24 protein-coding genes and 2 tRNA genes are annotated in these 23556 nt (G+C 46.9%); 14 read left to right on the top strand and 12 right to left on the bottom strand.

Annotated elements, in window-relative coordinates; all coding sequences use genetic code 11:
* Nucleotides 1-140: 140 nt before the first annotated feature.
* Nucleotides 141-2042 carry a propionyl-CoA synthetase gene (locus NH568_RS06245; protein ID WP_253045713.1) on the top strand — a complete coding sequence of 634 codons (1902 nt, stop codon included), beginning with the start codon at nt 141-143 and terminating at the stop codon, nt 2040-2042.
* Between the two features lie 12 nt (nt 2043-2054).
* Here NH568_RS06245 and NH568_RS06240 read toward each other — a convergent pair whose 3' ends face one another.
* Genes NH568_RS06240 through NH568_RS06220 form a run of 5 tightly spaced genes read right to left on the bottom strand, consistent with a single transcriptional unit; the run spans nt 2055 to nt 4088 of the window.
* Nucleotides 2055-2384: a TusE/DsrC/DsvC family sulfur relay protein gene (locus NH568_RS06240; RefSeq protein ID WP_010386021.1), complete on the bottom strand. Its 330-nt coding sequence runs from the start codon at nt 2382-2384 to the stop codon at nt 2055-2057.
* Nucleotides 2385-2386: 2 nt separating this feature from the next.
* A complete protein-coding gene (locus NH568_RS06235) occupies nt 2387-2662 on the bottom strand; it encodes a DsrH/TusB family sulfur relay protein (protein ID WP_253045712.1) in 276 nt (91 codons plus the stop codon).
* Nucleotides 2659-3018, bottom strand: coding sequence for a sulfurtransferase complex subunit TusC (tusC, locus tag NH568_RS06230; protein ID WP_253045711.1), 360 nt, complete (start codon nt 3016-3018; stop codon nt 2659-2661). Before tusC ends, NH568_RS06235 begins: the two co-directional genes overlap by 4 nt.
* Nucleotides 3015-3368: a DsrE family protein gene (locus tag NH568_RS06225; RefSeq protein WP_253045707.1), complete on the bottom strand. Its 354-nt coding sequence runs from the start codon at nt 3366-3368 to the stop codon at nt 3015-3017. The genes tusC and NH568_RS06225 overlap by 4 nt, the downstream gene beginning before the upstream one ends.
* 54 nt (nt 3369-3422) lie before the next feature.
* The gene (locus NH568_RS06220; RefSeq protein ID WP_253045702.1) at nt 3423-4088 is read right to left on the bottom strand and encodes a Bax inhibitor-1/YccA family protein; all 666 of its coding nucleotides are present in this window, start codon (nt 4086-4088) and stop codon (nt 3423-3425) included.
* Nucleotides 4089-4349: 261 nt separating this feature from the next.
* Here NH568_RS06220 and NH568_RS06215 point away from each other — a divergent pair.
* The 3 genes from NH568_RS06215 to NH568_RS06205 all read left to right on the top strand — a co-directional run bounded on the left by NH568_RS06215 (nt 4350) and on the right by NH568_RS06205 (nt 5248).
* Nucleotides 4350-4440 (top strand) — tRNA-Ser (locus NH568_RS06215).
* 58 nt (nt 4441-4498) lie between these two features.
* A tRNA-Ser gene (locus NH568_RS06210) sits at nt 4499-4589 on the top strand.
* A gap of 347 nt (nt 4590-4936) precedes the next feature.
* Entirely contained in the window at nt 4937-5248 is a 312-nt protein-coding gene (locus NH568_RS06205; RefSeq protein ID WP_253045698.1) for a hypothetical protein, read from the top strand.
* A gap of 177 nt (nt 5249-5425) precedes the next feature.
* Here NH568_RS06205 and NH568_RS06200 read toward each other — a convergent pair whose 3' ends face one another.
* The 7 genes from NH568_RS06200 to NH568_RS06170 form a co-directional block, all read right to left on the bottom strand.
* The gene (locus tag NH568_RS06200; protein WP_253045764.1) at nt 5426-6418 is read right to left on the bottom strand and encodes an AraC family transcriptional regulator; all 993 of its coding nucleotides are present in this window, start codon (nt 6416-6418) and stop codon (nt 5426-5428) included.
* Between the two features lie 59 nt (nt 6419-6477).
* Nucleotides 6478-7260: an SDR family oxidoreductase gene (locus NH568_RS06195; protein ID WP_253045693.1), complete on the bottom strand. Its 783-nt coding sequence runs from the start codon at nt 7258-7260 to the stop codon at nt 6478-6480.
* Nucleotides 7261-7504: 244 nt separating this feature from the next.
* Nucleotides 7505-8416 (bottom strand): helix-turn-helix domain-containing protein, encoded by a 912-nt coding sequence (locus NH568_RS06190; RefSeq protein WP_253045689.1) that lies wholly within the window; start codon nt 8414-8416, stop codon nt 7505-7507.
* A gap of 15 nt (nt 8417-8431) precedes the next feature.
* Nucleotides 8432-8923, bottom strand: a complete 492-nt coding sequence (locus NH568_RS06185) for an SRPBCC domain-containing protein (RefSeq protein ID WP_009704350.1) — start codon at nt 8921-8923, stop codon at nt 8432-8434.
* 35 nt (nt 8924-8958) lie between these two features.
* The gene (locus tag NH568_RS06180; protein ID WP_253045684.1) at nt 8959-9786 is read right to left on the bottom strand and encodes an oxidoreductase; all 828 of its coding nucleotides are present in this window, start codon (nt 9784-9786) and stop codon (nt 8959-8961) included.
* A gap of 48 nt (nt 9787-9834) precedes the next feature.
* A complete protein-coding gene (locus NH568_RS06175) occupies nt 9835-10707 on the bottom strand; it encodes an alpha/beta fold hydrolase (RefSeq protein ID WP_253045679.1) in 873 nt (290 codons plus the stop codon).
* A 1357-nt stretch (nt 10708-12064) separates the two neighbouring features.
* Nucleotides 12065-12370 (bottom strand): HPF/RaiA family ribosome-associated protein, encoded by a 306-nt coding sequence (locus tag NH568_RS06170; RefSeq protein WP_138550623.1) that lies wholly within the window; start codon nt 12368-12370, stop codon nt 12065-12067.
* 170 nt (nt 12371-12540) lie between these two features.
* Between NH568_RS06170 and nhaR the strand changes: the two genes are divergently transcribed.
* The 10 genes from nhaR to NH568_RS06120 all read left to right on the top strand — a co-directional run bounded on the left by nhaR (nt 12541) and on the right by NH568_RS06120 (nt 23532).
* A complete protein-coding gene (gene nhaR / locus NH568_RS06165) occupies nt 12541-13443 on the top strand; it encodes a transcriptional activator NhaR (protein WP_253045675.1) in 903 nt (300 codons plus the stop codon).
* Nucleotides 13444-13589: 146 nt separating this feature from the next.
* A complete protein-coding gene (locus tag NH568_RS06160) occupies nt 13590-16352 on the top strand; it encodes a cation-transporting P-type ATPase (protein ID WP_253045670.1) in 2763 nt (920 codons plus the stop codon).
* Complete coding sequence (locus tag NH568_RS06155) at nt 16349-16909, top strand: Na+/H+ antiporter subunit E (RefSeq protein WP_253045666.1); 561 nt, start codon at nt 16349-16351, stop codon at nt 16907-16909. Before NH568_RS06160 ends, NH568_RS06155 begins: the two co-directional genes overlap by 4 nt.
* Nucleotides 16906-17163 (top strand): MrpF/PhaF family protein, encoded by a 258-nt coding sequence (locus NH568_RS06150; protein ID WP_138546157.1) that lies wholly within the window; start codon nt 16906-16908, stop codon nt 17161-17163. The genes NH568_RS06155 and NH568_RS06150 overlap by 4 nt, the downstream gene beginning before the upstream one ends.
* On the top strand, nt 17160-17504 hold the full coding sequence (locus NH568_RS06145) for a monovalent cation/H(+) antiporter subunit G (protein WP_253045661.1): 345 nt from the start codon (nt 17160-17162) through the stop codon (nt 17502-17504). The genes NH568_RS06150 and NH568_RS06145 overlap by 4 nt, the downstream gene beginning before the upstream one ends.
* Nucleotides 17491-17733, top strand: a complete 243-nt coding sequence (locus NH568_RS06140; protein ID WP_253045656.1) for a DUF4040 domain-containing protein — start codon at nt 17491-17493, stop codon at nt 17731-17733. Before NH568_RS06145 ends, NH568_RS06140 begins: the two co-directional genes overlap by 14 nt.
* 33 nt (nt 17734-17766) lie before the next feature.
* A complete protein-coding gene (locus tag NH568_RS06135) occupies nt 17767-18528 on the top strand; it encodes a Na(+)/H(+) antiporter subunit B (protein WP_253045651.1) in 762 nt (253 codons plus the stop codon).
* Complete coding sequence (locus tag NH568_RS06130; protein WP_253045647.1) at nt 18525-18812, top strand: NADH-quinone oxidoreductase subunit K; 288 nt, start codon at nt 18525-18527, stop codon at nt 18810-18812. Before NH568_RS06135 ends, NH568_RS06130 begins: the two co-directional genes overlap by 4 nt.
* Nucleotides 18812-20326 (top strand): proton-conducting transporter membrane subunit, encoded by a 1515-nt coding sequence (locus NH568_RS06125; protein ID WP_253045643.1) that lies wholly within the window; start codon nt 18812-18814, stop codon nt 20324-20326. The genes NH568_RS06130 and NH568_RS06125 overlap by 1 nt, the downstream gene beginning before the upstream one ends.
* Complete coding sequence (locus NH568_RS06120) at nt 20323-23532, top strand: proton-conducting transporter membrane subunit (RefSeq protein ID WP_253045638.1); 3210 nt, start codon at nt 20323-20325, stop codon at nt 23530-23532. Before NH568_RS06125 ends, NH568_RS06120 begins: the two co-directional genes overlap by 4 nt.
* Nucleotides 23533-23556: the final 24 nt, after the last annotated feature.

Below are 23556 nucleotides of genomic sequence, written 5' to 3'. Positions count from 1 at the left end.
TTTCTTCCTGGCATCGACCAATGTCTACTGTTGTCTTTATTTCAGTAATTCTATGTTTAATAGGGTATCGGTCGTTAACCGGGTTTTAACCAGTTGGCAGAGTTTCATACCTGCCAAGCCCGGCCCAACAGGAAATCATTATGACAACAACTGCATATCAGGCCTATCAACGGGCATATGAACATTTTGAGCAAAATCCAGAGGCATACTGGCTCAATCAAGCTGGCCGCATCAACTGGCATACCCCACCTAAAATCGGAGTCAGCTACGACGAGGCGTCGTTGAGCCACTGGTTTGAAGATGGCAGACTTAACACCAGTTATCTTGCACTGGATCATCAGGTAAACGAGGGCAGAGGTAAGCAAGCCGCACTGATTTATGATTCACCGGTAACAGGACAAAAGCAGAACTACACCTATTCACAATTGCTGGACGAAGTCAGTACATTTGCCGGGGCGCTCAGTAAGCTTGGTGTGATAGCTGGAGATCGGGTAGTGATCTACATGCCGATGATCCCGCAAGCTGTGATAGCCATGCTGGCATGTGCACGGATCGGGGCAATTCATTCTGTGGTGTTTGGTGGCTTTGCACCCAAAGAGCTTGCGGTACGCATTGATGATGCAAAACCTAAGCTGGTGCTGAGTGCATCCTGTGGCGTTGAAGTTGGCCGGGTGATTGAATACAAGCCCATGCTAGACGAAGCCTTGGCACAGGCTGAACATCAAATAGAGCACGCGATTGTCTGGCAGCGTCCTCAGTATCGTGCACACATGTTTGCGCCGCGTGATCTTGACTGGTGTGAGCTGGTTGCAGCGGCCTCGCAGGCCGATGCTGTGCCATTGAGTGCAACTCACCCTCTGTATATTTTGTACACTTCAGGTACGACCGGCACCCCAAAAGGCGTTGTGCGCGAGCAGGGAGGACATGCAGTAGCGCTGCATTATAGTATGGAAACGGTATATGGTATGAAACCGGGTCAGGTATTTTGGGCTGCGTCTGATATCGGCTGGGTAGTGGGCCACTCTTATATTGTATATGCACCTCTTCTGTTTGGTTGTACAACTTTGTTGTACGAGGGCAAGCCGGTCAGAACTCCGGATGCAGGTGCATTTTGGCGGGTAGTTGAGGAATATCAGGTGAATGCGCTCTTCAGTGCGCCGACTGCGTTTCGCGCTATTAAGAAAGAAGACCCTGAAGGTAAGTTGTTTGCACAATATGATACCCGCTCATTACAAACCTTGTTTCTTGCGGGTGAGCGCCTGGATCCCGCTACCTACGACTGGCTACAATCTGTTACGCGCCTGCCGGTGATTGACCACTGGTGGCAAACCGAAACAGGCTGGCCCATTGCCGCCAATCCAATGGGGTTATCACCTTTACCAACCAAAGCGGGCAGTGCGTCGGTGCCAACACCAGGTTATCAACTGAGCGTACTGGATGCGAGCGGCGAGCCTTGTGCGCCTAATGAGCAAGGGTTAATTGCAATTAAGACTCCTTTACCACCTGGTTGCCTGAGTAACATCTGGCAAAATAGCAGTCGTTTTAAACAAGGATATTTGTCTGAATTTCCAGGTTATTACTTGTCAGGTGACGGGGGCTACCTGGATGAAGAAGGGTATTTGTTTATTATGGGACGCACGGATGATGTGATAAACGTGGCTGGTCACCGTTTGTCGACCGGAGAGATGGAAGAGGTCGTTGCTGCGCATGACGCTGTAGCCGAATGTGCCGTATTTGCGGCTAAAGATGAGCTAAAAGGCCAGGTGCCTGTGGCTATGGTGGTGCTTAAAGATGGCGTGGAACTTACCCAGGAACAGTTGCGCGAAGCACTCGTTCAGTCTGTTCGGGGCAAAATAGGGGCAATTGCCTGTTTGAAGCAAATTCTGGTTGTAGAGCGGTTACCAAAAACACGTTCCGGAAAGATACTACGCAAAAACTTACGCCAGCTGGTGGATGGTGAAGCGATGACAGTCCCGTCGACCATTGACGACCCTGCCACGCTTGATGAAATCAGTGTGCTGTGGCATGCCACACAGCCATAACGATACAAAGAGCTAGATACATTTAGCCGGTTTTGGCAGGCCGGCTATCTTAGTGGCTTGCTTTGCAGGTCCCTTCGGAAACAACTTATACAAGTAGATGCTTTTGCCTTTGTCTTCACCCAGCTTTTGACCAATGGCTTTAACCAGCATACGAATGGCCGGGCTGGTATTGTACTCTTCATAAAAGTCGCGGACGAAGTTGACGACCTCCCAATGTGCGTCTGTGAGCGTAATATTCTCTTGCTCCGCCAACAATGGCGCCAGTTCTTTATGCCAGTCCTGATGATTTAGCAGGTAGCCTTCTTTATCTGTTTCGATCTGTTTGTCTTGAAAAACGAGCATAGTTACCACGTAATAGTTTTATTGCATTGCTCAACCAGCGTGATCCACTGCTGGTCGCTGAGCGGTTCGATATTATTTTGCGCACCGATACCGCGCGCCAGTGCACAGACATTCAGCATGCAAGTACGATTAGTACTCAGAGCGCGCCATGCTGCCTGATCATAACAGGCGTCTCTTGTGAGCAGTATCACATCCTGCTTAGCGAGCAAACCTGCACTGAATACGTCATGATAGTAACTCAGCGGCTTAGTAAAAATATGTAATGTGGGGAGGCTCATAAACTGACCACCTTACTTTGTTGAGACAGTAATGCTTGCTGTTCGTCTACAGTCAGAAGCTGAGCGTCGATATTCAGGTCGTCAGGGGTAAGCGCAAATCGCTTCATGGCTTCGGCGCATACATAGACTTGCTCAACATCATAAATCTCCAGCGTTTTAAGCTGTTTAAAGTAGTTTTTAATTCCCAGTGCGGATGCATCATTGCCTTGTTTTAGGGCTAATACGGCTGGGCCCTTGAAAAGCCAGGAGATGTTCTGATCCAGCGCAGCAAAAATGAGTGCCATGTCTAGCCCTTCGCGGATATGTGCACCATCGAAAGGAGCGGTGTGGTTGATCACCAGAATGTTTTCACTCATTTAAATTGCACCCACTTATCTGCTTTGGTTGCTAACATGGCAAATTCCGCCAACCCTGCAACTTCAAAAGGAGCACACTGTGTGGTATCCAGTCCGTGCTTTTCTGCCGCTGTAACACATAGCTTGAGCGCAATACCTGCGTCATGCAGGGATTGCCACACCTGAGCTGGCTGAAGTTCATCGCTGGCCAGGCTGAAATGCGGACTGGCAAACAAAACGGCTTGCTGGTAAAGAAAGATACATTCAATTTGATGATCTTGTGCTTGTAAAGCATTGGCGAATCGCAGCAGCTGCTGCAATGCGTCATGGTCACTGACATCGCTGTGCAGGGAAAGTACGTACTGGCTCAAAAGTTACTCATAAAAAAAGCCCCGAATGGGGCTTATTTTAGCAAACTGAGCAGATTAGTCATCACTTGAGCCGAGCAACGCAAGGATAGATGTGAACAGGTTGTAGATGCTCAGGTACAGGCTTACCGTTGCCAGGATGTAGTTTGTTTCACCACCGTTTACGATGCGGCTGGTGTCATACAAGATAAAACCAGACATCAACAGCACAACAGCGGCGTTAATCGCGATAAAGGCAACTGAACTGCCGATAAACAGGTTAACCAGGCTAGAGACAATCACGACCAGCATACCTACAACCAGGAAGCCGCCCATGAAGGAGAAGTCTTTTTTGGTTGTTAGTGCGTAAGCAGATAAACCAAAGAACACTAACGCTGTTGAACCCAGTGCTTGTGCAATCAGTAAGCTGCCATTTGGCATCGCGGCGTAGTGACTAAGCATAGGACCTAAGCCGAAGCCCATTAGACCTGTGAACAGAAAAACCAGACCAATCGCTGAGCTAGAGTTCGCTTTTTTCTGGATCACGAACAAAAGACCAAAAGCAACCAGTGAACAGACAAGACCGGTGAAGCGCGGTAGTGCCATAGTCATAGAGATGGCAGCAGTAATCGCACTAAATGCCAGTGTCATTGCCAGTAGGAAGTAGGTGTTTTTAAGCACCTTGTTAGTTTCGACCGTCGACATAGCCACTTTTTGGCCAGTGTACGAATGATTGAACGCCATTATCAGCTCCTTATTAGAAACACAATGTTCCGAAAATTATTCTAGGCCAAGATTACCAAGAGTTAAATCGCTCGGCAAACCTTTCTGGATCAGTAGACCCTAAAACTGTGCTAAAAGTTCTCAAACTCCCGATTAGTGACCATAAAACCTCTCAATATGTCCGATGTTTGTACAAATAAAATGAAATTTAACCAATTAAACAAAAAAGCGAAAAAAAAGCTTCACAAGGGCGTCAGGATTCACTAATATTCGCCCCGCTGCGGAGAGATGGCTGAGCGGTTGAAAGCACCGGTCTTGAAAACCGGCATACGTTAATAGCGTATCTAGGGTTCAAATCCCTATCTCTCCGCCACTAATTTTACGAAAATCTGCCAAGTGAGGTTCACTGGCGGGTTTATACAATCTGTTTTGGAGAGATGGCTGAGTGGTTGAAAGCACCGGTCTTGAAAACCGGCATACGTTAATAGCGTATCTAGGGTTCAAATCCCTATCTCTCCGCCACATTCAAAACAAAAAGCCGTTGATTATCAACGGCTTTTTTGTATCTAGGTGCACTTGCTCAATCAAAATAGGATAGACTGAGACAATGTACTTATTCAAATCGCCATCCGGCACTTACTATACTCGCCATTGTTTACCGAAAGCCCTAAAAATCAGAGGGTTTCCTTTTGACATCAAAGCCTCGCTATTAACCAAAGAGCGTCACATAGCCATGTATCGTAATGCGCTGATTGTTGCCAAATTGCACCCTGTCGTTCATAGCACACGCATACCTGGAAATGACCAGGAGCAGTCCGAGTAATCATGATATTGAATTACCCAGCGAGCTAGCAGAAATTTTGAACACGATGAGCAAAAAGCTACTTACTGATCTGGAAAGTATGGCAAAGGAAATGCACGCGACTGCTGTTCAATCCGCAGAGTATCGAGTTCGTCACGCCATCAAACTGGCTGAAGAGCGTGAGCAAAATGCTGAAGCGGAGGTAAAAGATGCCATGCAGATCATTGAAGAGCTAGAGAGGCAACTGTCCTCAGCTAATCAGAGAGCAGCAAAACTAAATGACAAGGTAATCCAACTCAAACATGAGAATGGAGGGTTGCTTAAAAGCAATTGCATGTTAACCAGTTACCTTCACGACAAGAATGGCGAGCCTGGTTAGAGAGGTTCTATCGGTGGGCTGCGTTTGTTACCGAGTTCTTTTCCTCAAAAATTTCCGCATACCTCCCCTCTAACGAGTTTTAGTACAGTACATTCATACATAGGGCACTTCTGACTCAGAAATGCCCCAAAGTTTATTATAGGTATGTAAACAACAATTACATAATCTAATCACATTCTAGGTACGAACTTGTCCTGGTGAAATTCCAGTCCATGCACTGTACGCCCGAATAAACGAGTTTGACTCTTGATAGCCTAACAAGAAAGATACCTCAATCAGTGGCAGCTCGGTTTCATTCAAGTAATGTTCGGCTAGTTGCAGACGTACTTGCTGTAGGAGGGCTTGATAACTAACCCCTTCACTAGTGAGCTTTCTTTGTAAGGTACGCTTACTGACGGCCATATGAGACGCAACAGATTCAATAGAGCTTTCACCTTGAGGAAGCAAATCTAACAGAATTTTAGAAACCGAATCAGAAGTTGTACCACGATGGGTCACAGCCTCTAACCTCTGTTTTAACTCACCATCAAAAACAGACAGCATCACCTGATTATCCGTCAGGAATGGCATTCGAGCGTCTTCAGCACGAAACGTAATGCTTGTTTTGGAACCTTGGCGAATGGAACAACCAAAGTAAGCTTGATAGGCATGCAGGTTATTTGGCAGTTCTGGCAGTATAACTTCAACGGGTTGTACGTTTGACCGAGTAGCAAGCCTTGTCAATTGAGTGAAAAATACTAGCTCCATAAGGTTAAGCATGCTCGGCAGTTTGCCTTCATAGCCGTAACAACCAATATCAATACGAGTATGTTGCTCAGTTTGTTCGATAGTGAGCAACATTGGCCCGATTAGAGGTTTATATTCCTGAAGCCGTTTGACTGCTGCATTAAGGTTCGCGCTGCATATTGCGGCGAATATTGGAGCATCAAATGACTCAAAGCTCATAACTTGTGCAAATTTAAGCGCGATATCAATGCCTCTCACCTGAGCAGCAGCTTCTATACCATGCCATAGTTGGAAGTACTGAGACGGGGTTAATTGCACCTTATTTTGCTCAAACAAACTTGGCGGTAGCTCAGCAAAGCCCAATATGTGTTTAAGCTCAATCCCCAAGTCATTAAATAGCACCTTCCAGTTTGGAGGGATAACAAATTTACTCGCTCTTTTCATCGCCACACTTTTACCTATTGATACTACAGATACCGACTATAACAAATTAACCCGCTACTTTATTTAGTGCTCTTTTCCATTGTTTGGCGTGAGATTTTTAACACGAGCTTGCGCGGTAAAAACGGGATAATCCAGTTAAGCATGAACTTTAACGAAGGCTCATTAAATGCCACTAGCTCACCTTTTTTCATAGCGTTATAGCCACACTCTGCAACGGAGCTAGGTGTTTTTGCATGTTTAAATACATCAACGCCCTCTAGATTTCCCGCTTTTACAAACCCAGTCGCCACAGCTCCAGGGCATAGTGCCGTCACGGTTACACCGCTATCTTTAACCTCCTCTGCTACCGCCTGGCTAAATGAGGTGACATACGATTTTGTTGCGTAATACACCGCCTGTAATGGACCAGGCATAAATGACGCGGTTGATGACACATTAAGGATTTTGCCGTGTTTACGTTCAACCATGCCTTTTAGATAAAGGTGCGTCAGATTAGTCAATGTAACCATGTTCACTTGCATCATCGCTTGTTCATCGGCCAGAGAACGTTCATGGAATTTGCCATGCCCACCAAAACCTGCGTTGTTAATTAGGGTATCGGCTTGTAGAGAACGCGCTTCGGTTTGTTCAAATAGCGCTTGAGCTGAGCTAGGTTGAGAGAGATCTAAAGAAATGACTGTAACCTGAACACCATACTGATTTTCTAGTTCTGATTTGAGGTCATTGAGTTTTGACTCAGAACGAGCAACAAGTATCAGGTTACTACCTTTGCTTGCGTGAATTTTTGCCAGTTCCAGGCCGATACCGCTTGATGCGCCAGTAATTAATGCTGTATTTGTCATGCTGAGTGCCTCTTTTCGTATGCCATGATTTGCTTAGAGTTGTAAGCTGATGGATACATTATAGGCTCTCAGATCGCGCCACCAGACATCCAATGACGACAGCATTCATTCAGATCGTGCCAATCATTCAGTATTGAAGAGAAGCCTGCATCTTTGCTTCTCTGTGTCATTTTATATCGGGAATGAAAGATCCTACATTTTGCGTAAAGTTATTTTCGTTCTCTGTAGATGTAGGCTTAAGCGTTTAGTTCATCGACTTTCTATACTCAATTGGGGTCAATCCTGTTTTCGCTTTAAACAGTTTCGATAGATGCTGCGGGTATTCGAAGCCTAACCCATAAGCAATCTGACTCACTTGCTCATTAGTGCTCAGCAGAGCGTTCTTTATCCTATCGATCAGTTGATCTTGAATATATTGCTGAGCGTTGCGACCCGTTGCATTTTTCATCATATCGCTAAGGTAACTACTAGACATACACATCGCTTCACTAAGGTATTTCACCGTTGGTAAGCCATGTTCAAGAGCTTTTTCTGACTCAAAATACTGCTTTAATATACTGTCGACCCGCTCCATCAAATCGAGGTTATGATTTTGGCGCACAAGGAATTGACGCTCATAGTAACGAGTGCAGTAATTTAGAATCAGTTCAATATTGGAAACGATCAAACGTTGCGTATGTTTATCTATGTTCTGGCTATACTCTTCTTCAATCTGATTGACTAGGTCACTCAAGATAGCCTTTTCTCGCTCTGATAGGTGCAATGCTTCATTGGTATCGTAAGAAAAAAACGAGTAGCTCTCCATCTGACTTGCCAGCCCTGAGCGGCGTATTAAGTCTGGGTGAAACAGCAATACCCAACCTTGCTCGTTATCAGTTTCACCAGTGTTGCTATAGTGCTGAGCTTGCCCTGGTTTGGTAAATACCATACTGCCTTGGTCATAATCATAATGATTTCGACCGTAGGTGATGTCACCAGTAATCCCAGACTTAAACGCTATTTGATAGAAGTCGTAAACGTAAGTTGCGTCACCATAGTCATACTTAGTGATCCGCTCATCAATTTGAATTAAGGAGATAAGTGGATGCATAGGTGCTGCTAGACCAAGTGCTTTGTGGATTTGGGCGATAGTATTTATATTGATGATGTTTGACATAAATGACCTGCAACTTTACTCATTAGGGTATAAATCTAACACGCGACTCTGTAGCACATCCGCCATATTTTGATACTGCTTCTGGGTGTGTGACTCATCCCAAAAATTCACGTACACCCCAGTATAATCCTCGTGAATAATAAACTTAGTCCCAAGCTCGTGCGGCTCTAGATAGTAGTGCTGGTCAAAAGTGATGATACCCCAAATCCCACCTTTGTGGTTAAGATGGCGATGAGGGGAAATCTCAATGACTTCTGAAGAGATATTCGCGGCTTTGGTATCGGTTTCTTGAAAGCGATAGGTTACTTTATTACCTTCTTTAAGCTCACCTTCCACTAGGGTAATCGCAGGATTCCACTCGCTATAGCGCTCAATATCTGTGAGTACTTGCCATACCTTTTCCGGTGTACTAGGGATGATGACTTCGGTATGAACCGATTTTGAACCAAGCAACGCACTGACTGACATACTAGCAGCAAGTAACGCTTGAGAACTAAAGATAGGCATGGCAGCCTCCAATCGTGAGTGGTAAAAAGTTAAAGTTAGCGAACCATAAAATCGATGATTCGATCAAACGCTCTATCGCTAAGGAAGCGTCTCATCAACAAGGTTGTGGTGGAGAACTTGCCCGCTGCGTAACGTGTTTTAGGTTTCGGGTTGTTGATGATCTCTTGAATCACCTTTGAAATCACCGAAGTCGGGGAGCCAGCTCCATCTTTACCTGATTCTTTCAGGCTTAAGTTAGCCACTCGCTTTGCTAAATCTTGGTATGGGCCGTTACCAGAATTTCCTAATACCTGTTTTGACATTACCTCAGGGAACTCAGTCTTAATTGCTCCTGGTTCCAAGACCACAACATTAATACCTTTAGGTTCTAATTCTAGTCTTAAACAGTCACTAAAGCCCTCAATGGCGTGTTTACTTGCGTGATACCAAGCCCCCATAGGCGCATAGATTTTCCCACCAATCGAAGAGGTATTGATGATGGTGCCTGATTTCGCCTCTCGCATATAAGGAGTCATCAATTGAGTTAGACGAGCAAGCCCAAAAACATTCACCTCGAACTGATACCTTGCATCATCTAGGCTCGTCTCTTCGACTGAGCCATATAAACCGTAGCCGGCATTGTTCCATAACACGTCAATGCGACCTTGTTCTTCAATGACCTGATTTACACAGCGTGTGATGTCTTGTTCGTTTGATATATCCAGTTGAAGAACGTGACCACCTGCTTGCTTGAGGTCATCCATCTCTTCAACGCGACGAGCCGCGCAATAAACAATGTAGCCTTGCTTAATTAGGTCCATCGCGGTGTCTTTGCCCATACCAGAGGATGCACCGGTAATGAAAATCACTTTCGAATTATTCATATCTCTTTCCACTTTGAGTCTATAAAAATTAGGTTCAGTTGCTGAGGCTTACATGTATTTGTTGAAGAATGCGCTTAGTGACTCTGGTGACTCCCCTAACCAGTCATAAGCAGCCGCTCTATTTTTTGCTAAATCCAACATCAACAACTCTTTTTTGCCCCCAAGCAGTTGGTAGTATTCGTCCACTTGCTCAAGTTTGGTCCAAGGATCATTCTTGTTTTGGATAACTAGGGTTGGCACCTTGATCTTCGAAACGTGTTCGAAAAAAGACCCAGAAAGGTCAGCACCACCACGCTTGATGTTGTATTGATTCACGCGCTTAGCTAAGAAGTTGGGAACGCCCATCGCGCTCATGTAATCAACATAACGAAGCGGCTGAACGGAAATGAGCGCTTTGATGTTTGGGTAGTTTTGTAAGCCATTGTCTAACCCATAAGCAAAGGAAGTCGAACTGGTGCCCATGCAGATGCTAAGTAGCCCAATCTGACTCTCTTTGTACTGAGGGTGAGTGGAGATAAAATTCACCGCAGCGAGAACGTCTTTCGCTTCCTCAGATCCCCATGCAATGTATGGATTGGTTCCTTGACCGCTGTTGCCATGATTCCGCAGATCGTACATTAGAACGCTGTAACCTTGTTCTACGAGGTGCTTTGCTTGGCGCAAAAATGAAATATTCTGCTTATAGAGTTTGATGAGCCCTTTACCTTCAGGAGTGAAACCAGCACGGCTACATTGAACCCCAAAATGTGACTGTATGATGACCTTGTCTGATGAACCTTCGATCAACCAGCCAGACAATGTCACACCATCTTCCGCCTGAAAGGTCACATCTTTATAGTTCAAACCATACTGCGCAGGCGTTTCGAATACTGGTGATCGACCGCCTTTCGTCATCATATCTGTAAGGTATTTTGTAATCATGATCATCTCTCCATATCAAGGAATGCTAGAACGAGAACAAGTATATCGAGGATGGTTTTTGAGGACGTATACATATCCCAGAAGCATGTATACATCTTCAATTAAGTATGGGAAAACTGGTTTGTTGTGGATTAGTTGATTTGGCCAAGCGGTACGAGGTGTTGCAATACATCAGATTATCCGTCAAATGCTAATTTAGCAAAGTCACTGACAAGCTTTTGTCCAGAACGTTCACAGGTGATCACAGTTCACAGGTGGCACTTCGAAACTCAGAAGTGCCCCTTTTCTTCTTAGTGCAAAAGTTCATTCACATGCTATTAATAAAACATTTTCCATATCATAAGTTACCCGAACATTCGTCAAACGAGTAGCTTAAAACCGTATAACAGTGTACGTAAGCTAATAGTTAGGAAGAACGTTCAATCAACATCATTTCATGTTTCTTTATCCAAACGAACCAAGTCAGAGTTACTGCTCTAACTTGGTTCTGTCCATTTTTTAGCTAGTCGAGCTTTAAGTTGATGTGTGATCTCTAAGTTGATGCTCAACAGATAGTTATTGCTTCGTAATCGAGGATTATTAATCAAGTTTGGTTAACCGACTCTTGGAAAGATGTAGCTTCGAAAACGTACTTCAAACATGGAAGTACGTTAACTAGGCTTGAGATTACAGTTTGTACATATGATTGACTCTTAGTCAGGTGTTAGCCATATAGCTACCTTTTCGCACTTTCAAGTAAATGTTAGCTATATGGCTAACATGCCTCAATCTGATTATCTGGCATGTGGGCGTAAATGCTCGAATAGTTGGGTGGTAATATTATGGCGTAGCAGTAGGATCGTTGTCTGAGCTTAGTCACAATGCAAAAAGCGAACCTTGTAGGGGTGGCGCTTTTTTTACCTTTTGGATTTAACCAAATTCACTCAATCGTTAACCAATTAAATGATTTATCCACAGTGCTCGTGTATCGCAGTTTCCAACTTGATATGACATGATCAATACTCAATTGTTCGGAACTCACTTCTGTCCAAAAACGTGTCAGAGAGGACCTCTACCCGCTGTGATCACCAAGCGATTTTGGCACCTTGTTTGGGGTGATAACACAATATCAAGTGATGCCAGTTATGTTTCCTTTTTCAGTTCAAAAGTTGTCGAACCCTATCGAAAAGGCTATAGTCAACTGTAGGAATTAATTGTTTAACCGCAGCATGTGTTACCGATTTTAGTTATTGATAGTTAACAATAATTTTTAGTTTTAATGATGGCACCTTGGGTTCAAATCCCTATCTCTCCGCCATATTAAGGCCGCAAGTCTCAGACTTGCGGCCTTTTTATTTACTTCATCTTGCAATAGTTTCTAACCCGATAGTCTCAGTGCGCGTTTTACGTAACGTTTAGCCCGGTGAGCGCAGGCATTAATTGCATCGGATGCTTTATCTGCCACTTCATTCACTTCAACCTGCTGATAGCCCCTCAGCCCGACTCGGATCGTACAGTGAACTTGTTGAATGTCGTCTAACTGGTTTTCATCCATCAAAAGATAAACTTCGACTTTGTCAATTTGCCCTGCATAGCGGCCAAGCATAAGCCTGATTTGTGCATCTACATGATTGTTTTCGGCTTCTGTCGCGTCACTATGGGATGAAAACACATCTACCCACATAATTTATTCTCATTGATTGATTTAAAGTTCGTTTATCTGCTTAAACGTCGCCTGTAATGTGATCGTGCTACCTCATCAAGCGTATCAATCGAAAAGAATTAAGTGAAATCGTTTGTTCTATATACTACAGTTCGGATTATTCGAAGTGTCTTTAACTATGAGGAAGCCCCATGCAGGATGTCATTAACTACAAACACTTAAAGTACTTCTGGGCTGTTGCGCATGAGGGCAGTATTGCCAAGGCCAGTGCTAAACTGAACATTACCCCGCAAACCATCAGCGGTCAGTTGTCTTTGCTCGAAGAGCGCGTCGGTAATGAGCTTTTGCAAAAAGAGGGCCGTGGGCTGCGACTAACCGACACTGGCAGAGTCGTATTGCGCTACGCTGATGAGATCTTTGAGTTGGGTAATGAGTTGAGTGATGTTTTAAAAGGCAACAGTGCTGTGGGCCCGGCAGAGTTTATTGTTGGCGCCTCCAGTGTATTGCCCAAAACCATAGTCCATAAGATTATTGAGCCTGCCATGCATATTGAGCCGGACATTCGCCTGACCAGCCTGGAAGGGCCAGTAGAAAGTATGCTTGCAGACTTGGCGGTTCATAAAGTTGACTTAGTGTTGAGTGATGTGCCTGTTACAGGGGCGTTCAGTGTTAAGGCGTATAACCATTTGCTGGGAGAAAGTAGTATTACCTTTTTGGCGGCCCCAGCACTTGCCAGACAATACGCCCAGAATTTTCCTATGTCGCTTAATAATGCACCTTTATTACTGCCGACACAGCAACATGAAATTCGCAAAGAGTTTGATTTTTGGTTGAGCGATCAGAATATTCACCCCAATATCGTGGCGCAGTTTGACGACAGTGCGTTAATGAAATCGTTTGGCCAGTCTGGTTTGGGGCTGTTTTTTATGCCCAGTACCATTGCTCAAGATGTGTGTGATGCATTCCATGTACGCCCGGTGGGTGAGCTGTCAAACATTAAACAAAAGTTTTATGCGATTTCGGCAGAGCGAAAAATCCGACACCCGGCTATTGCTGCGATATGCAATACAGCCAAATCGTCGTTATTCAAATGAGCTACGTTATCAAAGTGGCAAAAGATCAACCTTGTTCCAAAATTACAGTTCGTATTTTTCGACGCTTAAAATTTAATAATTCGAGTTTTACATAGCATTGCTGCACCCTAGTATAGTTTTAGTACAACTAGTTCCCGAGGTGTTTTATGCAAGATCTGAAAGACTGGCACAGTCAACACTCAGAAGCAGTACTCAAGCAGTTCGAGGCCGACCCGGAGCGAGGGTTATCTTCGCAACAGGTCGACAGGCAACAGGCAGAATTTGGGCCAAATGCCATTACTAAACATGATGGAGACGGACCGATAAAACGGTTCGCCCTGCAGTTCCATCAGCCTTTGGTTTACATCTTGCTTTCGGCAGTGGTAGTGACGCTGGCACTCCAGGAGTGGGTCGACGCCATCGTCATTTTTGCTGTGGTGCTACTCAACGCCATCATTGGTTTTGTGCAAGAATCTAAAGCCATCAATGCCATCAATGCCTTGTCTGGCAGTGTTAAATCAACCGCAATCGTGATCCGTGATGGGGTAAAAACGACCATTGCTGCACAACAACTGGTGCCTGGCGACATTGTACTGCTGCAGGCAGGTGATAAAGTGACCGCGGATATGCGCCTGGTGAAGGTCAGAGATTTACAGGTTGATGAGTCGGCACTGACCGGAGAATCCGTGCCTGTTGAGAAAAACCTCGAGGTGCTTGCCAAAGAAGCGTTGCTGGGAGACCGCCAGAATATGGCGTTTTCATCGACGCTGGTGGTTTATGGCACCGGCGTTGGGGTGGTCACTGAAACAGGCGATAACACCGAAATAGGTAAAATTTCTGAGCTGATCGCGACGACGCCAACGCTGGACACACCGTTGACCAAACGCATCAAGCAATTTAGTCATGTCTTGTTATATGCGATTGTCGGCCTGGCAGCGATCACTTTGCTGATAGGGTACTTGCACGGACAACCACTACTTGATTCCTTTATGGCCGCGGTTGCTTTGGCTGTGGGGGCTATTCCGGAAGGGTTGCCTGCCGCAGTCACGATTATGCTGGCCATTGGCGTTTCCCGCATGGCTAAACGTAAAGCTGTTATTCGTAATCTACCCGCGGTTGAAACGTTGGGAAGTACCACCATTATCTGCTCCGACAAGACTGGTACTTTGACCAAAAATGAGATGACCGTAGAGCAAATCTACAGCGGCGGGCAGCTCTATGCAGTATCTGGCAATGGGTATGATCCTGCCGGTGAGATCCAAACTCACATGTCGCAGTCTGAGTTACAGTCAGCGTCAGTTGAGGCCAACACCCATCCTGGTCTTTATGCAACACTCAGAGCTGGTGCGCTGTGCAATGATGCTCAACTATTGGCACCGGATACAGGAAATGCACAGTGGCGTATCAGCGGTGATCCGACCGAGGCAGCATTACTGGTGTCTGCACGCAAAGCCAACATGGCATCAGAAAGCTTGAATACCAAACGAGTTGATTGCATACCGTTTCAATCAGAATACCAGTATATGGCCACCCTGGATGACGTCGACGACATGCGCATAATCCATATGAAGGGGTCCATCGAGAGTATTCTGCCTAAATGTCGGTTTATGCTTAATGAGCAGGGCGCCTCAATTCCTCTTGATCAGGGGGCGGTAGAGCAACAAGCCGAACGCTTGGCTGCTAAAGGCTTGCGCGTACTGGCTTTTGCAAGCAAAGCGACACGTCGGGAGCAAACGAGCCTGAGCCATGACGATGTTGCTCAGGAGCTGGTGTTTCTGGGGCTACAAGCAATGATAGATCCGCCTCGCCCTGAGGCCATTGAAGCTGTAGCTGCCTGTCACAGAGCCGGGGTCCGGGTCAAGATGATCACCGGAGATCATGCGCTGACTGCCACCAGTATTGCCAAGCAGCTCGGCATTATTCAACCGCAAAGCGCAGGAAAAACCGTTACGGGCTATCAGCTTGGTGACCTATCGGAGCATGAGTTCAGTGATATTGCCAGTAATAATGATGTGTTTGCACGGGTCAGTCCTGAAAATAAACTTCAACTGGTGAAATCGTTACAGGCCGAAGGCCATGTTGTGGCCATGACAGGGGATGGTGTTAATGATGCGCCCGCGCTCAGACGGGCCGACATTGGTGTTGCCATGGCACTCAATGGCACTGAAGTGGCCAGAGATGCGTCGGATATGATGCTGACCGATGATAACTTTGCCACAGTGCGGGCTGCTGTTGAGGAAGGTCGGGGTGTTTTTGACAACCTGAAAAAGTTCATTGTCTGGACCTTACCAACCAACGGTGGCGAAGGCTTGGTGATTTTGCTTGCGGTGTTACTTGGCGTGTCATTGCCTCTATTGCCGGTACATATTCTATGGGTCAACATGACCACTGCCATTTTACTCGGTCTGATGCTGGCATTTGAGCCCAGAGAAAAGGGCATTATGGACCGTCCACCCTACGACCCGGATGCACCTATCATTGACAGGATCTTAATGTGGCGAATTTTGTTGGTGTCCTCTTTATTGTGTATCACGGCCTTCGGCTTATACGAGCTTGAATTAATGTGGGGCGCGACTGAAGCGCAAGCCAGAACCGTCGCAGTCGCTATGTTCGTGGTCGGTGAAGCATTCTACCTGTTCAACTGTCGCTCGTTGGAGCGGTCGGTATTTTCGGTCGGCTTGTTTTCAAACCGCTGGATCTGGATAGGCATCGCACTGATGATGGCATTGCAGTTGCTGTTTACCTACCTGCCCTTGATGAATGACTGGTTCCAGAGTGCGCCTATCTCACTTGAGGCCTGGTTACGAGTTATTGTCTGTGGCTGGTTGATTTCGCTGATTGTCGGAGCTGAAAAGCACCTGCGCAGTCGCAATAAAGAACCACAGTCAACCTCAGATTCAAATACCAACAGAGTGAGTGAATCGGTATGAATAAAAAGACGCATTCTCACAATTCAGACAAACGGACCTTGCTTATCCGGGCAGTGATCTTCAGCGCTTTATGGCTGCTGCTCACAAAAGGGGTTTGGTCCTCCTTGGCAATAGGTATTTTCGTTGTGCCTGTGTCGGTCTGGATGAGCATGCGTCTTTTTCATAACGCGGCAGCCGTGCCTGTTCATTCTGTAACAGGGCAGCTGCATTATAGTCGTCTGTTGCGCCTGCTGCCGTATTTTTTGCTTAACTCGTTGAAAGGGGGAATACAAACAGCGCGGCTGGCTTTTGCTCACCGCATTGAAATGCGTCCTGGTACGGTTTTCTATCCGCTACGTTTGCCTTCGGGCCATACACAGCTGTGGTTTATTCACCTGATCAGCTTACTACCAGGTACGTTGAGTGCCCAACTGAATGGTGATTTCTTGTTGGTACACATGCTGGAAGTAAATGAAAGCAATTATCGGGATGTGATTGAATGTGAACAAAAGATCGCCTATTTGTTTGATTTAGAACTAGATAAGCAAGTGGTGCCGGTTTTGAAGGAGCAACTATGAGTGAGTATTTAAACCTGGTTATTACAATTTTAACCCTGGTTCTGCTTGGCGGGCTGTGGCGGCTCTGGCTGGGCCCATCGAAGCTTAACCGGATACTGTCTCTACAACTGTTTGGCACCATAGGCGTTGCGATTTTGGCGCTGCTGGCAGTTGTATATCAACAAAGCGCTTTATTTAACGTAGCGCTTGTATTGGCCCTGCTGGCTCCGACCGCAACGGTCATTTTGGTCAAAATGGGAGATACTAAATCATGACATTTTTTGACTGGTACAGTGTAGTTATGGTGACGCTTGGGGTTTTCTTTTTCATTGCTGGGGGCGTTGGTCTGTGGCGTTTTCCAGACGAGTTATCCCGGCTGCATGCGCTGACCAAGGCCGACAATCTGGGCTTAGGGTTTGTCGTGCTGGGGGTGTTACCTCAGGTTGTAGAAGTAGCAGATGCAATTCAGCTGTTGTTGATTTGGGTCGCTGTGATGTTGGCAGGAGCCGTCTCTTGCTATCTATTAGCCAGTCACACAGGTTTGGATCAAGGTGAACACCCGGTAGAACACCGGGGCAGACTGGAAGAACAGGAGGCTGTGCATGATAAGCGGTGAGTTATTTATCGACCTGCTATTAGGCAGCGGGGCCTTAGTAACCGCAATATTGTGTCTCACAGCCAAAGACCTATTTCAGGCGATTTTACTGTTTATCAGCATGGGCCTGCTCGTAACGCTTGCCTGGGTCAGGCTGGGTGCGTGGGATATTGCCATCGCAGAGGCGGCGATTGGAGCGGGTTTGACTGGCGCATTGCTTATCGCCACACGTCGGCAGCTCAACCAATAAAACTGCGTTAGATAATAACAACAGAGGTAACTTATGTTTAATAACATGACGTTAAGTGACAGTGCACAACAAGAAGCAGACTTGCCCGGCAGCGTCTTGTTGATTATTGGTATGGTGGTTGTTGCAGCCTGTCTATTTCTGGCTATGTCCCTGGTCCAGTTTCAGTCTACAGACCAACCGCTAGTGACACTGGTTGTCTCTAACCTGGAGCAAAGTGGTGTAGAGAACCCGGTTACGGCCGTGCTACTTAACTTTCGCAGTTATGATACCTTGCTGGAAGTTGCGGTGCTGTTGATTGTTGCCCTGGCAGTGATGCCCTTCAGTTTACAAGACACCAGGCTGCCATTTATTAAAGTATCTGAACCCGTAGAGCGAAGTTTGGTACTTGAAGCTTTCCTGCGGTGGTTGTTACCGGCGATAATCGTTACATCTGGGTATTTACTTTGGACTGGTGCGGTATTGCCAGGCGGTGCGTTTCAGGCGGGTGCATTGCTGGCAGGCGCAGGGATTTTGCTGCTACTTGCCGGTCATCACAGTTTTAACTTCAATGCACCCACCGCACGCCTGTTGTTAGTGGTTGGCTTGGCCATGTTTTTGTTGGTCGGTGCAGGTGTCGTCTTGTCAAGTGGCATCGCGTTGGCCTATCCGGTGGCTATGGCTGGCATGTTAATTCTGGTAATAGAAGTGGCGGCGACAATAACCATAGCGGCGGTATTGGTTTTGCTATTTTGTGCGTTGCAGATTGAGCCTTTGGGCCCACAGCCAAATCGTGTTGAGAAGGAGAAGCACTCATGACACAAGCTTTGTTGTATGGTGTATTTGGTATAGCACTGTTCGGTATTGGTCTGTTTGGCGTCTTGGCAATTGCCCATGTCGTTAAGAAGATACTCGCCATCAATATTTGTGGTGTGGGGGTGTTTATGGTGTTTATAGCTAATGCCTCATCCGGCGCTGCACCAGATTTTGTACCACACGCTATGGTATTAACTGGGATCGTGGTCGCGGTCGCAGGTACGGCAATGGCTTTGTCTTTGGTGGTTCGGATCAACGCACTTGAAAAGCCTGAGGAAGGCGCTTAATGCCAGTAATCGACGTTGCTTCTTTACTACCCCTGCTGATTGCGATCCCCCTGATTGGGGCTATTTTCTCGGTATTGCTGAGTACCAAATACGCGCAAGTGCTGATTGGGCTGCTTAGCGCACTGGCCTTGGTGCTCGTAATTGGACTCATCTTGGTCAATTTGCCTTCTGTAGACACTGAGTTTACGACACCGCTGAGGTATGTCCTTGCGGGCTGGGAGGCTCCTTTGGGTATTGCGCTAAGCCTTGATGGGTTCTCAGCTCTGCTACTGTCATTGACTGTTTTTTTGGTCACAGTATTGACCTTTTATTCTGCTTTCTATTTCGCAGCATCACCTGCACGTGTGCGTTTTTGGCCTCTGTGGTGGTTGTTGGTGGCGGGGATCAATGCGTTATTCCTGTCTGCTGACATTTTCAATGTCTATGTGACACTCGAAATTATCGGATTGGCAGCGGTTGCTCTGGTCGCGTTAAGTGGCAATAAAGCGGGCCTGACGGCAGCGTTGCGTTATTTATTAGTCGGTCTGTTAGGGTCTCTTTGTTATCTGCTTGCTGTGGCTTTGTTGTATCACGTCTATGGTACTCTAGACTTTGCACAGCTTGCAGCCAAAGCTGAATCCAATCCATTAAGCTGGGCTGCATTGGCGCTAATCACTGTGGGTTTGGTGCTAAAAACCGCCCTGGTTCCATTGCACTTTTGGTTACCTCATGCTCATGGCAGTGCACCGGCACCAGTTAGTGCTATTTTGTCCGCTTTGGTTGTCAAAGCGTCGTTTTATCTGTTGGTACGATTTTGGATGGAGATCCTGGCACCCGCCGTTACCAATGAAGCGTTAATGCTATTGGGCATATTAGGAGGGACAGCTATTCTGTGGGGGTGTGTGCAGGCACTCAGAGCAAAGCGTCTCAAACTGATGGTGGCATACTCGACCGTCGCGCAAATTGGTTATCTCTTTTTGCTGTTTCCACTTTTGATGAGCACTGAGGAAGCATCGGCATCGCAACTGGCTGCCCAGCAGCAAAGTGCGCTCGCCGCGGTATCTTATTTTATTGTCGCCCATGCCTGTGCCAAGGCAGCGATGTTTATTGCTGCCGGCAACATCATACATTCGCTTGGCCATGATGACATTGCTAAGCTGCAGGGCATGGCAAAGTATATGCCATTGAGTTTGTTTACTTTTGCAATAGCAGGAGGCAGCTTAATTGGCCTGCCACCCAGCGCAGGCTTTATCGCCAAATGGTTACTGCTTAATGTTGCCATTGATACTCACCAGTGGTGGTGGGTTGTGATCATTCTTACCGGCGGTCTGTTGGCAGCACTTGCGATATTCAGAGTGCTGGATCAGGCATTTATTAAACCGGAACAGGCGTCTGATCACGTTGCCCCTGACAACTGGCAGAAGGTGCCTGTGGCTATGCCTGTCAGTGGCCTGGCGTTGGCCCTGTGTACTATGGCGCTGGGTTTCAATGCGGACCTGATCATTGACCTGATAGCGATAGAAGGCGGCGAATGATGTGGCAAAGTACTCTGCCTTTATTGATTTTACTGAGCGCACTGGTATCCGGGGTTGCGATATTTTTTGTCAGCGACAACAAGCCTATACTCAGAAAAACCCTGAACTTTTTCGGGGCCGGCAGCTGTGTTGGCCTGATCTTAGTGATGATCTCGGGTGTGTATCAGGGACAGGTTTTTGAAACGCGTTTGCCCTTGCTGCCCAATATGGATCTGGTTCTTCATGCTGATGCTTTGTCCTTGCTGTTTGTTGCGCTATCCGGTTTTCTGTGGTTATTAACGACGATTTATGCCATTGGCTATCTGGAACAATCACCTAATCGTAGCCGCTTTTTCGGGTTCTTTAGCCTGTGTGTGTTCGCAACCATAGGCGTCGCGCTGGCTGGTAACTTAATCACCTTTTTGATTTTCTATGAGTTACTGACGCTGACAACTTATCCGCTGGTAGTCCATAAGGGGAATAAAGCCTCGCTGGCGGCAGGACGTAAATATTTGATCTATACCATGCTAGGTGGCGCCAGTTTGCTCGCCGGTGTTGTTTGGTTAAAAGCTCTGGCTGGGTCATTGGACTTTACCGCGACAGGGATCCTCGCGTCCATGCCTCATTTAGACCCATTCCATCTGAAAGTGATTTTTGCCCTCATAATTATAGGTTTAGGGGTAAAGGCGGCATTGATCCCGCTGCATGGCTGGCTACCTTCTGCCATGGCTGCACCAGCTCCTGTGAGTGCATTGTTACACGCGGTTGCCGTGGTTAAAGCGGGTGCATTTGGCATAGTACGGGTTGTTTATGACGTCTATGGGGTTGAATTTGCCCAGGAGCTCGGGCTGACCATCATTCTGGCCGTGATGGCTTCTGTGACAATTGTTTATGGCTCTACCCGAGCTGTGTTCCAGGATGACCTTAAACGCAGGCTGGCTTATTCAACGGTTAGTCAGGTTTCCTACATTGCACTCGGCACCGCCATTGCCGGACCAATCGCGACAATCGGTGGCATTGCACATCTGGTCCATCAGGGATTGATGAAAATCACCATGTTCTTCTGCGCCGGTAGCATAGCAGAAACTCTGGGTGTCACTAAGGTCAGTCAGATGAATGGGGCCGGGAAACGAATGCCGTTAACCATGTTGGCGTTTAGCCTGGCGGTATTGGGCATGATAGGGATACCGCCCGCAGCGGGTTTTATTTCAAAATGGTATCTGGGCACCGGAGCACTTGAGGCAGGCTTTTATTGGGTACTGGGGGTGCTTATTATCAGTAGTTTGCTCAATGCTACCTACTTTCTGCCAATTTTATACGCGGCTTGGTTTAAACCACAGCAGGGGGCCTGGCCAAAAGAAAAACCCAAAGGGCGGCTAGAAACGCACTGGATGCTCATGTTACCACCTGTCGTGACTGCACTACTGGCGCTCAGCGCAGGCTTGTTTGCTGATGCCCAGTTTAGCCCGCTGAACTGGGTGAAACTGATAGCAGCCCGAGAATATGGCAGTGAGTTTGTATCAATACTGGCAGCCAGTTCGCAACAAATTCCTGCAATGTGGCTGGCGCTTGGTGCGCCGTTATTGTGTGCGCTATTGCTGGTGCGCAAGCAAATGCAGCAGGTTGCACACTGGTTTTTACCCTTATCAGCAGGTATAGCACTGCTTGCCTATGCAATTTCTGGACAAGGCTCCAACACCACACCTTGGTTATTTTTTGGCAGTGTACTGACGCTAAATGATACAACATCGACCTTCTTCCTGCTTGCTGTCAGTCTGTGGTTACTGGCAGCGGTTTTTGCCGTTAATTTTGTTAAAGCTGATGAGCGCAAAGTTAGGTTTTGTCTGTTTTTCCTGCTAGCTATGTGCGGCAACTTCGGGCTTGTGCTGGCCCAGGATATTTCAGGTTTTATCAGCTTCTTCACCTTGATGAGTCTGGCTTCGTATGGCCTGGTTGTGCACTTTGATACGGATGAAGCCCATCAGGCGGGCAAATCTTACATGCAATGGGCTGTACTGGGAGAGTTGTTGCTTTTTACAGGACTCGCAGGCCTGGCATTTGGATCAATTGATCCCTCCTTAGCTGGAAATCCGGAGCAAACTTATCCGGCCTGGGTAATCGGGTTTTTACTTGCCGGGTTTGGAGTAAAGGCAGGCTTGTTTGGCTTGCACGTATGGCTGCCAATGGCGCATCCGGTTGCACCCGTTGCAGCCAGTGCGTTACTAAGCGGGGTTATGGTGAAAGCGGGGCTGCTGGGATGGCTTAAATTTATTCCTTTCGGTGAGGTGGCATTCGCAACGTATGGCTCTGTGCTCGTGGTGCTTGGATTATTTGCCGCATTTTTTGGTGTTCTGGTAGGGGTTACACAGGATAACCCTAAAGCCTTACTTGCATACTCAACGATGAGCCAGATGGGCATTTTGATTGCGGCTGTGGGGGTAGGGTTGAAATATCCCGAATTATGGTCCTTATTGCTGCCCGCTATTGTGTTGTACGCAGTGCATCATGGTTTGGCTAAGGCTGCACTGTTTCTTTTTGCTGGTATGAATAGCACTTTAACATGGCACAAGTATCGCTGGGTTTGCTGGCTGGCAGCTGCATTACCCGCTGCTGCACTGGCCGGGTTGCCACTAACCAGTGGTGCGGTTGCCAAGATCGCGCTAAAGGATGTTGTGGAGCGGGATTTGCTCATGGGGACAGTGCTCCCGTTGACAGCAACAGGGACCACCTGGCTGATGATGCGATTCTTGCAGTTGATTGCGCAAAAGCAACCAAAAAAGGTGACTGGCCAGCCTGATGTACTTCAGTTAGGTGCGTACGGCACATTATTGATATTGGTGACGGTGCTGAGTTATCTGATATCGCAAGCCAATGGTACTTGGGCTAATCACCTGACCGCGGCAAGCTTTTGGAGCAGTGCATGGCCTGTACTTCTTGGTCTGGGGATCTATTTTATAACACGAGCATTACCGGCTGGCGATATCAATGTCGCTTATACGGAAGCGGGCAGTCTGGTACGTCTTGGTGCAGAGACACTGTCGCAGGGCTTAAAATTATTAAAAGATGAAATAGAGAATACCTCTTGGCAGTTGCCTCAGCGTGTGGTTTGTCGGCAGGCGCGTGTAGTTGGTCTCGCGATGGCGGCCGTACGTTCTTTGATGACGCCTGGCGTTTTGTTTGCCTTGCTTTTGTGCATGCTGCTGTTGGCGATGATAGCAGCAAGGTAAGCTTATACGACCAAAGTTGACTTG

Origin of the sequence: Pseudoalteromonas sp. XMcav2-N (assembly GCF_024124545.1) — a bacterium.
Classification (GTDB): Bacteria; Pseudomonadota; Gammaproteobacteria; order Enterobacterales; family Alteromonadaceae; genus Pseudoalteromonas.
This window is presented reverse-complemented; position numbering and strand designations above follow the sequence as displayed.